Source organism: Sphingomonas sp. 67-41 (genome assembly GCF_001899725.1).
GTDB classification, from domain to species: Bacteria; Pseudomonadota; Alphaproteobacteria; order Sphingomonadales; family Sphingomonadaceae; genus Sphingomonas; species Sphingomonas leidyi.
In genome coordinates this window covers 794,368-809,553 of record NZ_MKWJ01000022.1, presented here as the reverse complement: position 1 = coordinate 809,553, position 15,186 = coordinate 794,368, and the positions used below count along the sequence as shown (strand labels likewise).

15 protein-coding genes are annotated in these 15,186 nt (G+C 68.6%); 12 read left to right on the top strand and 3 right to left on the bottom strand.

Translation table 11 applies throughout. The features are described 5' to 3' along the window. Nucleotides 1-18: 18 nt before the first annotated feature. The gene (locus BGP17_RS14890; RefSeq protein WP_286712523.1) at nt 19-1,338 is read right to left on the bottom strand and encodes a S41 family peptidase; all 1,320 of its coding nucleotides are present in this window, start codon (nt 1,336-1,338) and stop codon (nt 19-21) included. Nucleotides 1,339-1,446: 108 nt separating this feature from the next. On the opposite strand from BGP17_RS14890, the gene BGP17_RS14885 reads away from it, so the two are divergent. Continuing rightward, nucleotides 1,447-1,920 (top strand): Lrp/AsnC family transcriptional regulator, encoded by a 474-nt coding sequence (locus BGP17_RS14885; RefSeq protein WP_167299805.1) that lies wholly within the window; start codon nt 1,447-1,449, stop codon nt 1,918-1,920. A gap of 261 nt (nt 1,921-2,181) precedes the next feature. Here the strand turns inward: BGP17_RS14885 and BGP17_RS14880 are convergent, their stop codons facing one another. Then, on the bottom strand, nt 2,182-3,000 hold the full coding sequence (locus BGP17_RS14880; protein ID WP_286712522.1) for a cold-shock protein: 819 nt from the start codon (nt 2,998-3,000) through the stop codon (nt 2,182-2,184). A 210-nt stretch (nt 3,001-3,210) separates the two neighbouring features. Here BGP17_RS14880 and BGP17_RS14875 point away from each other — a divergent pair, with 210 nt between their 5' ends. The 8 genes from BGP17_RS14875 (at nt 3,211) to BGP17_RS14840 (ending at nt 9,667) form a co-directional block, all read left to right on the top strand. Next, nucleotides 3,211-4,047 carry a TerC family protein gene (locus BGP17_RS14875; protein ID WP_286712521.1) on the top strand — a complete coding sequence of 279 codons (837 nt, stop codon included), beginning with the start codon at nt 3,211-3,213 and terminating at the stop codon, nt 4,045-4,047. Nucleotides 4,048-4,056: 9 nt separating this feature from the next. Further along, nucleotides 4,057-4,677 (top strand): ribonuclease D, encoded by a 621-nt coding sequence (locus tag BGP17_RS14870; protein ID WP_167299808.1) that lies wholly within the window; start codon nt 4,057-4,059, stop codon nt 4,675-4,677. Then, complete coding sequence (lptC, locus tag BGP17_RS14865) at nt 4,678-5,322, top strand: LPS export ABC transporter periplasmic protein LptC (protein WP_167299809.1); 645 nt, start codon at nt 4,678-4,680, stop codon at nt 5,320-5,322. A 2-nt stretch (nt 5,323-5,324) separates the two neighbouring features. Continuing rightward, nucleotides 5,325-5,939 (top strand): LptA/OstA family protein, encoded by a 615-nt coding sequence (locus tag BGP17_RS14860; protein WP_286712520.1) that lies wholly within the window; start codon nt 5,325-5,327, stop codon nt 5,937-5,939. 125 nt (nt 5,940-6,064) lie between these two features. Beyond that, nucleotides 6,065-6,841, top strand: coding sequence for an LPS export ABC transporter ATP-binding protein (gene lptB, locus BGP17_RS14855; RefSeq protein WP_167299811.1), 777 nt, complete (start codon nt 6,065-6,067; stop codon nt 6,839-6,841). Between the two features lie 28 nt (nt 6,842-6,869). Then, nucleotides 6,870-8,408, top strand: coding sequence for an RNA polymerase factor sigma-54 (gene rpoN / locus BGP17_RS14850; protein ID WP_167299812.1), 1,539 nt, complete (start codon nt 6,870-6,872; stop codon nt 8,406-8,408). Further along, nucleotides 8,405-9,244 (top strand): endonuclease/exonuclease/phosphatase family protein, encoded by an 840-nt coding sequence (locus tag BGP17_RS14845; RefSeq protein ID WP_286712519.1) that lies wholly within the window; start codon nt 8,405-8,407, stop codon nt 9,242-9,244. Before rpoN ends, BGP17_RS14845 begins: the two co-directional genes overlap by 4 nt. A gap of 36 nt (nt 9,245-9,280) precedes the next feature. Next, entirely contained in the window at nt 9,281-9,667 is a 387-nt protein-coding gene (locus tag BGP17_RS14840) for a hypothetical protein (RefSeq protein ID WP_286712518.1), read from the top strand. A gap of 167 nt (nt 9,668-9,834) precedes the next feature. Here BGP17_RS14840 and BGP17_RS14835 read toward each other — a convergent pair whose 3' ends face one another. Then, entirely contained in the window at nt 9,835-10,830 is a 996-nt protein-coding gene (locus BGP17_RS14835) for a ligase-associated DNA damage response exonuclease (protein ID WP_286712517.1), read from the bottom strand. Nucleotides 10,831-10,917: 87 nt separating this feature from the next. Between BGP17_RS14835 and BGP17_RS14830 the strand changes: the two genes are divergently transcribed. The 3 genes from BGP17_RS14830 (at nt 10,918) to BGP17_RS14820 (ending at nt 15,150) form a co-directional block, all read left to right on the top strand. Further along, entirely contained in the window at nt 10,918-11,583 is a 666-nt protein-coding gene (locus tag BGP17_RS14830; RefSeq protein ID WP_286712516.1) for a hypothetical protein, read from the top strand. Nucleotides 11,584-11,594: 11 nt separating this feature from the next. After that, entirely contained in the window at nt 11,595-14,006 is a 2,412-nt protein-coding gene (locus BGP17_RS14825) for a ligase-associated DNA damage response DEXH box helicase (protein ID WP_286712515.1), read from the top strand. Nucleotides 14,007-14,121: 115 nt separating this feature from the next. Beyond that, the gene (locus tag BGP17_RS14820; RefSeq protein ID WP_243857296.1) at nt 14,122-15,150 is read left to right on the top strand and encodes a retroviral-like aspartic protease family protein; all 1,029 of its coding nucleotides are present in this window, start codon (nt 14,122-14,124) and stop codon (nt 15,148-15,150) included. Nucleotides 15,151-15,186 lie beyond the last annotated feature (36 nt).

Sequence of the window (15,186 nt, the reverse complement as noted above, 5' to 3'; positions counted from 1 at the left end):
CGCCGGCGGGGGCCGCGACTATCCCCTGGGCACCGGATTGCCCGAGCCGTCCGCGCGCTCGATGATCACGCCGGTCACCGCGCCTTCGCCGGTGAAGCGCACCCGGGTGGCCGGGTCGAATTCGAACGCGAACAGGTCGCCGCCCAGCGGCACCATCGCCGATTTGACGCCGCCGTCGCGCTGCCAGGTGAGCGCGCCATTCTCCACGGCCACCGTGCGCGCGCCATAGCGCCCGGCATAGGCCGCGAGCGCCCGGGCGGGCGCCACCGGCGTCGCGCGCGCCGCATAGAGCGCGGCGGTCCATTCCAGCTCGGTCCTTTGCGGCCCCTGCGCCTTCTCGGCGAGCTTCTGCGCCGCATCCTGCTGGGCGCGGTCGAGCGCCCGGTCCGCCGGCACCGCGATCTTCGGCGGCACGCCCTTGCCTTCCCAGTTGCCGCCGCCCGGCAGCTCGGGATAGCCGATCGACACGCTCATCACGAAGCCGCCGGGCACCGCGAAATGCTCGTTGCGATAGGCCGCGCCCGCCGTCGTCTCGCCCACCAGCGTTCCGAAGCCGAGCCGCGCGACGTGCGAGACGAACTCTTCCGCGGCCGACGCCGCGCGATTGCTGGTCAGCACATAGAGCGGCAGGCGGAGCTGCCCGCCGGGCACCGCCTCGCTCGTCGAGCTGGTCGGCGCCGCGCTGCGCAGATGGAAGGTCACCAGCGGCGTGCCGGCCGGCACGAAATAGCTGGCGATGCGCTTCACCGCCTCGGGGCTTCCGCCGCCATTGCCGCGCAGGTCGAGGATCGCCGCGTCGCCTTCGCGCAGGAACGCCATCGCCGCATCGATCGCCGCCTTGCTCTCCGCCCCGGTCCAGCCGAATCCGTCATAGCGGATATAGCGGACATTGCCGGGCAGCAGCTTCATCTCGGTGATGCCATAGTTGCGCTGGCGCATCATCGTCTTGAAGAAGGGGGTGTCCTCGATCTCGTCATTCTGGCTGCCGCGGCCGGCGATCTCTGCCGACAGGCGCGGATCGAAGAACAGCGAGAGATGCTTGTCCTGCGCCACCGCGTAGAGATCCTCGTTCAGCCGGCGCGTGAATTCGCCCGGATCCGCGACGTCGTAGCGCCCGGCCTTCAGGCCCTTGGCAAGCGCGGCGTCGAGTGCGGCCCGCTTGCCCGCGACCACATAGTTCCCGGCGATCGCCTTGCGGATGCCCGTGACGATCTCTGCCTTGCTCGCCGCCGGTGCGGCCATCGGCGCGGGGCCTGGCATGGGGCCCGGCCCCTGCTGCGCCTGCGCGGCGGCGGCGAGGCCGGCGGAAAGCGCCAGCGCGGCAAGTGCGATCTTCATGAGTCTCTCCCCAACTGTGTTATCTGCATAACACTGCATGACCTGAAGCGCGGGCGCGTGGCGCGCAATTTCGGCTGTGTGCTTGCCAGAATCTGGCATAGTCGCCGGATGACCAACGACGCCATCGACCTGCGCATTCTCGCGCTGCTGCAGCAGGACGCGCTGATGACCGCCGACCTGCTGGCCGAGCGGCTGCCGCTCTCGCCCAGCGCGATCGCCCGGCGAATCCGCCGGATGCGCGCGGACGGCACGATCGCGGCCGATGTCGCCATCGTCTCGGAGGAAGTGGGGCCATTCCTGTCGGCACTGGTCCATGTCCAGTTCGACCGGCACTCGCTCGACGCGCTCCAGGCCTTTCAGCGCCGGGTCCTCGCCAGCCCGCACGTCCAGCTGATGCTCGAAGTGACCGGCAATTTCGATCTCGTCCTGCTCGTCTCGGCGCGCGACATGGATTCGTTCAACATGCTGGTCGATTCGCTGCTCGGCGGCGATCCGGTGGTGCGACGCTACGAGACGAGCTTCGTGAAGCGCCGGCGCAAGTTCACGCCGGCGCTACCGCTCCACGAACTGCTGGAGGGATAAGCCGATTCGCGATTCGCTTCGCGAAGGCGCGGAGATTGGTTCGCGCTGAGGACGCTCAGGCTGTCCCGCACTGCGCCGAGGGCGCTCCAGCCATCGTCATTGCCGATGCCGACACGGTGCATGCGCTTCCCGCACCTGCTCCCCTGCGTTCCCGGCACCCGTTGCGCGGACAAATTCTCCTTCTTCTCCGCGCGAATCAGAAAGCAAAAGGGCCGGACGTTTCCGCCCGGCCCCTTCGATCTGCTGGCCCGAAGGCGCGCCTCAGCTCGACGGCGTGAGGTTCACCGCGGCATATTTGCCGCGACGATCGACTTCGAGTTCGAACTCGAGTCGGTCGCCTTCATTGAGCGTCGGCATGCCCGCACGCTCGACGGCCGAGATGTGCACGAACGCGTCCGGCTGGCCGTCATCGCGCTGGATGAAGCCGAAGCCCTTCATCGCGTTGAAGAACTTGACCGTGCCGGTCGCCTTCTCGCCCGTCAGCTGGCGCTGCGGGCCACCGCGCTCGCCGCCGCCAAAGCCGCCACGATCGCCGCGATCCTCGCGGGGTGCGCGCTCTTCGACCGGCATCGGCTCGCCATCGATCTTCAGCTCGGTGGCCGAGATGCGGCCGCCGCGATCGACGAGCGTGAAGCCGAGCGGCTGGCCTTCGGCCAGGCCGGTGAGGCCCGCCTGCTCGACCGCCGAGATGTGCACGAAGACGTCTTCGCCGCCATCGTCACGGACGATGAAGCCGAAGCCCTTCTGGCCGTTGAAGAACTTAACGACGCCGGTGCCTTCGCCGATGACCTGCGGGGGCATGCGGTTGCCGCCGCCGAAGCCGCCGCCACCACCACCGAAGCCGCCACCGCCGCCGCCGCCGCGGAAACCACCGCCGCCACCGCCGCCGCCGAAGCCGCCACCGCCGCCGCGATAGCCACCGCCACCGCCGCCGCCGAATCGGTCACCGCCGCCGAAACCGCCACGATCCTCGAAACCGCCGCCGAAGCCGCCGCCACCAAAATCATCGCCGCCGAAGCCATCACGCTTGTCGCGGCCACGTCCGCCGCGATCCCCACGGCGCCCTCTATCGAAACTCATGCCCTGTTCGTCTTCCCGGTTCGCCCATAAATCAAATCAAAAGCCAAGCGCCGGACGAAAAACGCAGGTCTTCCAGCGCAAAATCTTGCGCCATGGAATCGGCATAGCCCAAAATCGGACAGCGAGCGAACGAAATTCGACTTGATCGGGGCGAACAATCGTTAACCGCGGCGCTTGCGCCACAATCGGGGGCACGGCAGAGGTAGGCGCATGGACGCGATCGCCGAATTGCTCGCCAGTCCGGCCGCCTGGGCCGCACTCCTCACGCTCATCGTGATGGAGGTGGTGCTCGGTATCGACAACCTCATCTTCATCTCGATTCTCTCGAACAAGCTGCCCGAGGCGCAGCGCCGGCGCGCCCGCCGAGTCGGCATCAGCCTGGCGCTGGCGATGCGGCTCGCGCTCCTGACCGCGATCAGCTGGATCATCAGCCTGAAGACCACGGTGTTCAGCCTCGGCATCCAGGGGCCGCCCGATGCGAACGGCATTCCCACCTTCGAGACCGATTTCTCGTGGAAGGACCTGATCCTGCTGGCCGGCGGCCTGTTCCTGATGTGGAAGGCGACGACCGAGATCCACCATTCGGTCGATGCCGACGCGCCGGGCGAGGGCGACCAGCTGCTCGACAAGAAGAAGGTCGCCTCGATCACCTTCACGGCCGCGATCGTCCAGATCCTGCTGCTAGACGTCGTCTTCTCGGTCGATTCGATCCTGACCGCCGTCGGCATGACCGAGCATGTGCAGATCATGTACGTCGCGGTGATCGTGGCCGTGGCCGTGATGCTGGCCGCCGCCGATCCGCTCGCCAATTTCATCAATCGCAACCCCAGCGTCGTCATGCTCGCCCTGGGCTTCCTGCTGATGATCGGCATGGTGCTGATCGGCGAGGCGTTCGGCGCCCATATCCCCAAGGGCTATATCTATACCGCCATGGCCTTTTCGGCCGCCGTCGAGGGGCTCAACATCTGGGCGCGGACCACGCGCGCGCGCAAGCGGGCGGCCGCGTCGGAAGCGCCGGCCATTGAGCCCGGCGGCGATCGGGTCTAGGCGGCGGCCATGACTGTGCATTTTCATGAAGAAGACATTCCCGAGGACCTGTTCGCACCGGGCGCCTCGATCGCCGTCGACACGGAGACGATGGGGCTGATCACGCCGCGCGACCGGCTGTGCGTCGTCCAGCTCTCCGACGGTTCGGGCGACGAGCATCTCGTCCGCTTCGGCTCGCGCTCGGCCTATGATTCGCCGAACCTGCGCATGCTGCTCGCCGATCCGGAGCGGCTGAAGCTCTATCATTACGCGCGCTTCGACCTCGCGGCGATCCGCTTCTATCTGGGCGTCATCGCCGGCCCGGTCTATTGCACCAAGACCGCCTCGCGCCTGGTCCGCACCTATACCGATCGCCACGGCCTCAAGGACCTGGCCCGCGAGCTGGTCGGCGTCGAGATCTCGAAGCAGCAGCAATCCTCCGATTGGGGCGGCCCCGAACTTTCCGAGGCGCAGCGGGAATACGCGGCGTCCGACGTGCGTTACCTGCACGCCATGAAGGAAGAACTCGACAAGCGCCTCGAGCGCGAAGGCCGCACCGACCTCGCCCAGGCATGTTTCGACTTCCTGCCCTGGCGCGCGGAGCTCGACCTGGCCGGCTGGCCCGAAACCGACATCTTCGCGCACATCTAGATGTCGGAAGTCGCCACCCGCCTCCAGTCGCAGAAGCGCAGCTGGGCGCATCCCGGCAGCGCGCACGATCGGCTGATCCGGCTCTCGCTGATCTTCCTGCCGGTGGGCATCGGCGTGCTCTCGGCCTTTCTCGTGCTCGCGCCGCTCCTCACCAAGGGCGATGTCAGCTTCGTGCTCGACAAGAACAAGGTCGACATGGCCACCGAGCGGCTCCGCCTCGAATCGGCGGTGTATCGCGGCGAGGACAGCAAGGGGCAGCCCTTCCAGCTCAACGCGGGCTCGGCGATCCAGAAGAGCTCGGCCGAGCCGATCGTGCAGCTGCGCGACCTCGCCGCCGAGATCCGGCTCCCCGAGGGGCCGGCCACGCTCAAGGCGGATCGCGGCCATTACGATCTCAACAAGGAACAGGTCTCGGTCGACGGCCCGGTCAAGTTCCAGACCGCCGACGGCTATGTCCTCGACACCGAGAATGCGACCGTCGACCTCAAGACCCGCAAGATGGAAAGCGGCGGCGCCGTGACCGGCAAGACGCCCACGGGCGTGTTCAGCGCGAACAAGATGACCGCCGACTTGGAAAACCGCACCATCTCCCTAGATGGCAATGCACGCTTGCGGATCGTCCCCAAGCGCGCGAATAGGCGCTAGACATGATCCGTGCGACCGCCCTGCTTCCGATCGGCTTCTCGCTGGCGCTCGCCGTGTCCGCTGCCCCCGCGGCCGCGCAGCAGCGCCACGACAGCAACGCGCCGATCGACTTCAATGCCCAGCACATGGAGCTGCAGGACAAGGCCAATCGCGTGCTGTTCAGCGGCAGCGTGCAGATCCGGCAGGCCGAGATGATGCTCGAGGCGGCACGCGTCACCGTCGCCTATACCGGCCAGATCACCGACGGCTCGCCCGAAGTCTCGCGGCTCGACGCGGCCGGCGGCGTCACCGTCACTCGGCCCGATCAGCGCGCGACCGGCCAGTTCGCGGTGTACGACGTCAACAAGCGGATCATCACCATGGTCGGCGGCGTCACGCTCAAGCAGGGGGCCAACACCGTCTCGGGCGGCCGCCTGGTGATCAACCTCGACACCGGCCGCGCGACGATCGACGGTTCGGGCGTAGGCGGCTCGACCGCCGTGCCGGGCACGCCCGGGGTGCAGAGCCGCGGTGGCCGCGTAACCGGCCGCTTCTCGGTGCCCAAGCGCGCGAACGCGCCGGCAGCCACGCCGACGCCGGCCCCGGCGCCCGCGGCAACGCCGGCTCCGAAACCGTAATCGCCCTTTTTCCACGGCACGCCGCGCGGCCCCTTCCCTTCCCGGCCCAGTTCATGCAGGAATCCTGCCAAACTGCCGGGGAATAACCCGCCAGTAACGCGAGCCCGTCCATGCAGGGACCGAGTATGACCGAAGTCGCCACTCTCGAAACCCCCGTCGCGGACCCAGCGCCGCTGCCCGACAAGGGGCTCGCGGTCGTCTCGATCGCCAAGTCCTACGACAAGCGCGTGGTGCTGACCGACGTATCGGTTTCGGTCGGCCGCGGCGAAGTGGTCGGCCTGCTCGGGCCCAATGGCGCGGGCAAGACCACCTGCTTCTATTCGGTGATGGGGCTGGTGAAGCCCGACAGCGGCCGCATCATGCTGGACGGCGAGGACATCACGCGCCTGCCCATGTATCGCCGCGCGATCCTGGGCCTGGGCTATCTCCCCCAGGAGACTTCGATCTTCCGCGGACTGACGGTGGAGGGCAACATCCTCGCCGTGCTTGAGCTGTCCGAGCCCGACAAGGACGCGCGCAAGCGCCGGCTCGACGAGCTGCTCGACGAATTCGGCCTCACGCGCCTGCGCGCCGCGCCGGCCATGGCGCTGTCGGGCGGCGAGCGCCGCCGCGCCGAGATCGCCCGCGCCCTGGCGGCGGACCCGACGATCATCCTGCTCGACGAGCCGTTCGCCGGCATCGACCCGATCTCGATCTCCGACATCCGCGACCTGATCATCCAGCTCAAGCAGCGCGGCATCGGCGTGCTGATCACCGATCACAATGTCCGCGAGACGCTCGACATCGTCGATCGCGGCTACATCATCTATGACGGCCGCGTGCTGTTCGCCGGGGCGCCCGCCGATCTCGTCAAGGACGAGAATGTCCGCCGCCTCTATCTCGGCGAGAGCTTCGAGCTGTGACCTGGCCTTCGGTCCCGGCCCGCTCCCCATGAGCCTCGCGCCCCGCCTCGATCTGCGCCAGTCGCAATCGCTGGTGATGACGCCGCAGCTCCAGCAGGCGATCAAGCTGCTGGCGCTCTCCAATCTCGAGATCGAGACCTTCATCGCCGAGGAGCTGGAGAAGAACCCGCTGCTCGAGAATGGCGGCACCGGCGGCGACGAGGAGCGCGGCGCGTCCGAACCGGCCGACGCCCCGGAGCCCGATTTCGAGTTCGAGGAGCGCGACGGCCCGGCGGACGCCAGCGAGCTGATCGCCGGCGGCGGCGAGGCTGCGGGCGAAGCCGCGCTCGACGTGGATTTCGCCGCCGAGACCTTCCACCACGACAGCGGCAGCGACACGATCGGCGCGGGCGGCGGGCTCGACGGCAGCCTGGGCCTGACCGGTGCCGGCAGCGGCGCCGCGCCCGAGGATGGGCCGGATTTCGACAATCTCGGCAGCGCCGACCTCAGCCTCGCCGATCACCTGACGGCACAGGCCGGCGCCAGCGTGGCCGGCCACGACCTGTTCATCGCCGCGCACCTGATCGATCAGATCGACGAGGCCGGCTATCTCACCGCGGCGCTGCTCGACATCGCCAACCGGCTGAACGTGCCGCTCGCCCGGGTGGAAGCGGTGCTCGCGACGATCCAGACCTTCGATCCCACCGGCGTGGGCGCGCGCAACCTTGCCGAGTGCCTCGCGCTGCAGGCGAAGGAGGCCGATCGCTACGATCCCTGCATGGCGCGGCTGATCGACAATCTCGATCTGGTCGCACGCGGCGACCTCGCGCGGCTCAGGCGCATCTGCGCCGTCGACGACGAGGACCTGGCGGACATGATCCGCGAGCTGCGGGGCTATGATCCCAAGCCCGGCTGCCGCTATGGCGGGGAGCCGACGCTCGCCGTGACGCCAGACATCTTCGTCGCCCGCCGCGGCGCCGGCTGGGCCGTGGAGATCAACGCCGCCACGCTGCCCAGGCTGCTCGTCAACCGCGCTTATTATGCCGAAGTCTCGGCGGGCCCGCAGGACAGGACCAGCAAGGCCTGGCTTTCGGACATGCTGGCCAGCGCCAACTGGCTGGTGAAGGCGCTCGACCAGCGCCAGCGCACGATCATCAAGGTCGCCAGCGAGATCGTGAAGCAGCAGGAAGCCTTCTTCCTGAAGGGCGTCGCGCATCTGAAGCCGATGACGCTGCGCCAGGTCGCCGAGGCGATCGAGATGCACGAATCGACCGTGAGCCGCGTCACTTCGAACAAATATCTCAGCTGCGCGCGCGGGCTGTTCGAGCTCAAATATTTCTTCACCTCGGCGATCCAGTCGGCGGACGGCGGCGACGCGGTCTCGGCCGAGGCGGTTAAGAACGCGATCCGCACGCTGATCCAGGCCGAGGACCCCCGCAAGATCCTGTCGGACGACACGCTGGTCGAGCTGCTCAACGCCAAGGGCTTCGACATCGCCCGGCGCACCGTCGCCAAATATCGCGAGGCGATGGGGATCGGCAGCTCGGTGCAGCGCCGCCGGCAAAAGGCGCTGGAGGGCGTGGGTTGATCCGTTTTCTCGCATTGCTGCTGGCCCTGCTCGCCCCGGCGATGGCGCAGGCCCGGGACGGCCTCGTGGTGATGAGCTTCAACGTGCGCCTGCCCTCGCCTTCGGACGGGGCGAATATCTGGGAGAATCGCCGCGATCTCTTCGTCGAGACGATCGCCGCCGCCGATCCCGACGTGATCGGCACGCAGGAGCTGTTCCGGATCCAGGGCGATTATCTCGTCGCCAAGCTGCCGCAGTACAGCTGGTTCGGGATCGACCGGCGCGGCGGCCATGCCGACGAGCATATGGGCGTCTTCTATCGCCGCGACCGGCTCAAGCTGATCGAGCAGGGCGATTTCTGGCTGTCGGACACGCCGGAGCAGGTCGCCAGCATCAGCTGGGGCAATCTCTATCCGCGCATGGTCACCTGGGGCCTGTTCGAGACGCGCTCGGGCAAGCGCTTCTACCTGCTCAACACCCATTTCCCCTATCGGGCGGAAGATGCCTCCGCACGAGAGAAATGCGCCGCGCTGCTCCGCAAGCGCATCGCCGCCCTGCCCCGGGGCGTGCCGGTGGTGCTGACCGGCGATTTCAATACCGGCCCCGATTCGGCGCCGCATGCCCTGCTGGGCGAAATCCTGGCCGATGCCCGGGACGCCGTGGCGAAGCCGCTGGGCCCGGAGGCGACCTTTCACGGCTTCAAGGGCGTGCCCGACCATCGGATCGACTGGATCCTGACGCGCGGCTTCAAGGCTCGCGGCTATCGGACGATCGATGCCCATCGCGGCGCGCTCTATCCGTCGGATCATTTTCCCGTGGTCGCGACGCTCGCCTGGCCGGGCGTCGAACGTCCTTAGGATTTTGGTAGGCCAGTGCGGGCTATCGCCCTTTCCATGTCTGCCGATTTCACTATCGACGTCGACCCCGCGCGCGATCTCGTCCGCATCCGAATGGGTGGCTTCTTCACTTCCGCGGACATCGACGCCTTTCTCGCGGAGCGCGCCATGGCGCATGCCCAGCTCACCTGCGGCCCCAACCGGCACCTTACGCTCAACGACCTGCGCGACATGAAGATCCAGGCGCAGGAAAGCGTCGAGATGTTCCGCGCGATGCTCGCCGATCCCGCCCATCGCTCGCGCCGGCTCGCCTTCGTGATCGGCCGGACGCTGGCGCGCACCCAGCTCCAGCGCGCGCTCGACCGGCGGATCGCGCGCTGCTTCGACGATCCCTGGGCGGCCGAGGCGTGGCTGTTCGCCGGCTCGGACCGCGCCGCCGCCTGAGCGGCCTGCGACACAGGATTTCGCCTGCCGTGCGCGCGCCCGCGCAAGCATGGTGCGCGATCGCCGGCGCCCCGCTGGCGCGACTCGCATGACCTTTCGCGGCGATTGCCCCGAGGAACGGACTAGGGAGCCAGTTTTCCGCCGCGATTCGGCCTCACGCGGCAGGATCAATCATCCTCATCCTCGAACCCGGCGAGATCGAGCGCGCGCGCCTTGATCTGGTGGAGGCGGCACCAGTGGACGAGCGCGTCCTCGCGGCCATGGGTCACCCACACTTCGCGCGGTTCCAGTTCCGCGATGGTGCGGGTCAGCTCGTCCCAGTCGGCATGGTCGGAGAGGATCAGCGGCAGCTCGACGTTGCGCTGCCGGGCGCGCTGGCGGATGCGCATCCAGCCCGATGCCATTGCAGTGATCGGATCGGGCAGGCGGCGCGACCAGCGATCGTTGAGCGCGCCCGGCGGGCACAGGACGACCCGCCCCCGCAGCTCGGCCTTCGGCACCCCGGTGGCGGGGCGCAGCTCGCCCAGGTCGATGCCCTGCTCGACATAGAGATCGCAGAGCCGCTGGAGCGCGCCGTGGAGATAGACCGGATCCTCGAACCCCATCACCCGCAGCTCGCGGATCACGCGCTGCGCCTTGCCCAGCGCATAGGCGCCGACCAGCACGCAGCGGTCCGGATTGGTGCGCAACGCCGCGAGCAGCTTGTCGAGCTCGTCATGCGTCTCGGGATGGCGGAACACGGGCAGGCCGAACGTGGCTTCGGTGACGAACACGTCGCAGGGCACCGGCTCGAAGGGCGCGCAGGTCGGATCCTCGCGGCGCTTATAGTCGCCCGAGACGACGATCCGTTCGCCGCGATGCTCGAGCACGATCTGGGCGGAGCCGAGGACATGGCCGGCGGGCACGAAGCGGATATCGATGCCGTGCAGCGTGATCCGCTCGCCATAATCCACGGGCCGGCCGTTCTGCGGCCCGTAGCGCGCTTCCATGATCGCCAGCGTCTGCGGCGTCGCCCACACCGCCTCGTGCCCGCCCCGGGCATGATCGGCATGGCCGTGCGTCACCAGCGCGCGCGCCACCGGCTGCGACGGATCGATCCACGCCTCCGCCGCCGGAATATAGATGCCCGCGGGATGCGGCTCGATCCAGCTGCCCAATGCCATCGTCCCCATATATGACTGGGCGGCGCGCAGGTTCCAATCGGACCGGAATCGGCCATCCTTCGCTTTGCACCGGGAAAGGAACGGGAAATGGATACCGCAGCACGCATTGCCCGGCTCGAGACGCAGCTTCGCCGCCAGCGCATCGCGCTGTTCGCCATGGCCGGGATCGGGGCCACCGGCCTCGTCATCGCCGCCACCGCGCCGGCCGGGGTGATCGAGGCGCGGGCAATCCGGGTGGTCGACGCCGCCGGCAAGCCGCGCATCCTGATCGGCGCGCCGCCGCCGGCCGAGGGGCGCGAACGCACCGACGGGCAGACCGCCTCGATCGTCGTGCTCGGCCCCGACGGCCGCGACCGGGTGATCCTCGGCGAGGAGCCCGACCCCCGCCTGGCGGGCAGGAGCTATCCGCGCGTGGCGGGCGCCTATGGCCTCGTCCTGCACGACGCCACCGGATCGGAACGGGGCGCGATGAGCTGGCTCGACAATGGCCGCGGCGTGATCGCGCTCGACCGGTCGGGCGGCGACGCAGTGGCGATGATCGTGAACGAGCAGAGCGGCTTTGCCGGCTTCACGGTCAACTACGCCAATCCGCTCGGCAAATATGCCGAGGGCGTGCGGCTGGGCACGCGCGGCGACACCGCATGGCTCGCGCTCGAGGATCGCGACGGCGGCCAGCGCGCGAAGCTGGCGGTGGCGGGAGACGCGCCGCCCGCGCTGGTCGTCCGGTCCAGGGGCGCGCCGCCGGCGCCCTGACCCGCCATCGCATGGACGCCTCCCTCCCCTCGATCCTGTCGGACTGGTTCGCCGCGCGCGGCTGGGCGCCGCGTCGGCACCAGCTGGAGATGCTCGCCGCCGGCCGCCGGGGCGAGCATGCGCTGCTCGTCGCGCCCACCGGCGCGGGCAAGACGCTGGCGGGCTTCCTTCCCAGCCTGGCCGAGCTGATCGAAGCGCCAGTCGATGGGCTGCACACGCTCTACATCTCGCCCCTGAAAGCGCTGGCGGTGGACGTGCAGCGCAACCTGCTCACGCCGATCGAGGAGATGGGCCTACCCATCCGGGTAGAGACGCGCACGGGCGACACGCCCTGGGATCGCAAGGTCCGCCAGCGCGCCCGGCCGCCCCAGATCCTGCTCACCACGCCCGAATCGCTCAGCCTGCTGCTTTCCTATGAGGACAGCCTGACGATGTTCTCCGGGCTGAAGACGATAGTCATCGACGAGGTCCATGCCTTTGCCACCGGCAAGCGCGGCGACCTCCTCGCCCTCGCCCTTGCCCGGCTCCAGCGCTTCGCCCCGGAGCTGCGCCGCGTCGCGCTCTCGGCAACCGTCGCGGATCCGGACGGCTATCGCGCCTGGCTCGCCCCGCATGGCGATATCGGCGGCGTCACGCTGGTCGAGGGCGAGAAGGGCGCCGAGCCGAACATCGCCATCCTCCTCCCCGAGGACAAGGTTCCCTGGGCGGGCCATTCGGGTGTCTATGCGATCCCGCAGGTGATGGCCGAGATCGAGACGCACCGGACGACCATCGTCTTCTGCAACACCCGGGGCCTTGCCGAGCTGGTCTTCCAGCAACTGTGGAAGGTGAACGAGCTGAAGCTGCCGATCGGCGTCCACCATGGCAGCCTCAGCCTCGAGGCGCGGCGGCGGGCCGAGCAGGCGATGGCCGACGGCAAGCTGCGCGCCCTGGTCGCCACCGCCAGCCTCGACCTGGGCGTCGACTGGGGCGATGTCGACTGCGTGATCCAGATGGGCGCGCCCAAGGGATCCTCGCGCCTGCTCCAGCGCATCGGCCGCGCCAATCACCGGCTGGACGAGCCGAGCGAAGCGGTGCTCGTCCCCGGCAATCGCTTCGAGTATCTGGAGGCCCGCGCGGCGCTGGACGCCGTCGAACAGGGCGCGCTCGACCCCGACGTCTTCCGCCCCGGCGCGCTCGACGTGCTGGCGCAGCACGTCATGGCCTGTGCCTGCGCGGCACCGTTCGATGCGCGTGAATTGCTGCAGGAGATCCGTGCAGCATTGCCCTATTCCGCCCTGCCCGACGAGACGTTCGGCAAGATACTGGGTTTCATCGCCGATGGCGGCTATGCGCTGCGCGCCTATGACAAGTTCAAGCGGCTGACACTCGGCAGGGACGGCCTCTGGCGCGTCACCACCCCGGCCTTTGTTGCGCAGCACCGGCTCAACGCCGGGATCATCGTCGAGGCGCCGATGCTCGAGGTGCGCTTCCGCAACGGCCGCCGCCTCGGCAAGGTCGAGGAGAATTTCGCCGCCGCCCTCTCTCCGGGCGACACGTTCTTCTTCGCCGGCCTGGCGCTGGAAGTCGAGCGAGTCGACACCACCGACCTGGTCGTCCGAGCCACTTCGAAGACCGCGCGCATCCCCTCGTACATGGGCGCCCGCCTCGCCATCACCGCGAACCTTGCCGATCGTGTCCGCCGCTTCCTCCACGATCGGGACCAGTGGCCGCGCTTTCCCGTCGACGTCCGCGAATGGCTGGAGATGCAGGCGCGCCGCTCCGCGATCCCGGCGCCCGGCCAGCTGCTCGTCGAGACCTTTCCGCATGAGGGCCGGCACCACATGGTGATCTACAGCTTCGAGGGCTGGAACGCGCACCAGTCGCTCGGCATGCTGGTCACGCGGCGGATGGAGGCACTGGGGCTGAAGCCGCTGGGCTTCGTCGCCAACGACTATGCGCTCGCGGTCTACGGCCTGGAGCGGATCGAGGACCCGCGCGCCCTTTTCTCGCCGGACATTCTCGAGCACGAGTTCGTCGAATGGGTGCAGGGTTCCGCGCTGCTCAAGCGCGCCTTTCGCGAAGTGGCGATCATCGGCGGGCTGGTCGAGCGCCAGCATCCCGGCAAGAAGAAGACCGGCCGCCAGGTCACCTTCTCGACCGACCTGATCTACGACGTGCTGCGCAGATATGAGCCCGACCATCTGCTGCTGCGCGCCGCCTGGGCCGATGCGCGTGCCCGCATGACCGATGTCGGTCGCCTCGGCCATCTCCTCGATACCGCCGCCGACACGATGCTGCACATCGACCTGCCCCGCGTCTCGCCCCTGGCCGTGCCGGTGCTCATCATGATCGGCCGCGAGAACGTCGCCCAGGGCGTCACCGAGGACGCGCTGCTGATGGAGGCGGAGGATATCGCGGCAGAGGCGATGCGCCTCGACTAGAGTCGTCTTCGGCAGGGCGGCACCGGCCCGCTCCCGATTCGGCGAAGCCGAGAACGACGCCAGACACAATGCGGACAGATTGCTGCGCAGCATGCGAAGGTGTATCTTCGTATCCATGAACAGGCTCGCCGCGCTTCTCCTGCTCCCGCTGGCCGCAACCGCCGGAGCGCATGACCGCCAGAATCCCCGCGAGGGCACGCCGCCCCCGCCCCAGGATCCCGCGCTGACCATGCCCACGCCCGAGAATGTCGAGGCGACGCTCCTGGCGCTGGGAGAGATCGACAAGCGGCTCACCGTTCCCGTCGCGGTGGGCAATAGCGGGCCCTACAACTTCATCATCGACACCGGGGCCGAGCGCACCGTCGTGTCGCGCGAGCTCGCCGGATCGCTGCGGCTGGGGGCCTCGGCGCCGGTGGTCATCACCTCGATGACCGGGCGCGACCGGGTCAACACCGTCGTCGTGCCTGGTCTCTCGATCAAGTCGATCGGCGAGCAGCATACGATCATCGCCCCCGCGCTCGAGGCCCGCAACCTCGGCGCGCTCGGCCTGCTCGGCATCGATACGCTGCGCAACCATCAGGTGACGATCGACTTCGAGAAGGGCATCATGGCCGTGCGCCCGAGCGTCAAGCGCAAGACCTTCGCGAAGCGCGATCCCGACGAGATCGTGGTCACCGCCAAGAACGTGTTCGGCCAGTTGATCGTGACCGACGCCTATTACGACAATACCCGGATCCAGGTGGTGCTCGACACCGGCAGCCAGGTGACGATGGGCAACAACGCGCTGCGCAAGCGCGTCGGCCGCGACGCGCCCAAGGCCCAGCCGATCACGCTCACCAGCGTCATCGGCAACCGCACCACCGCCGACTATACCGAAGTGCCCAACATCACGGTGGGCAAGGTGCGCTTCGGAGCCATGCCCGTGGCCTTCGCCGAGGTGGCGCCCTTCGAGCGCTTCGGCCTCACCCGGCGCCCGGCGCTGCTGCTGGGCATGGACGCGCTGCGCAGCTTCCGCCGCGTCGACATCGACTTTCCCAACCGCCAGGTCCGCTTCCTGATGCCGGTGGACCGCAGCCCCAAGGAACGCACCACCGGCTCGATGATTCCCGGCGTGAGCGGCAGCTCGCCCCTCACGCGCTATTGACGCCGCGCCGCTGACTCGGGCCCATTGACTTTGGCG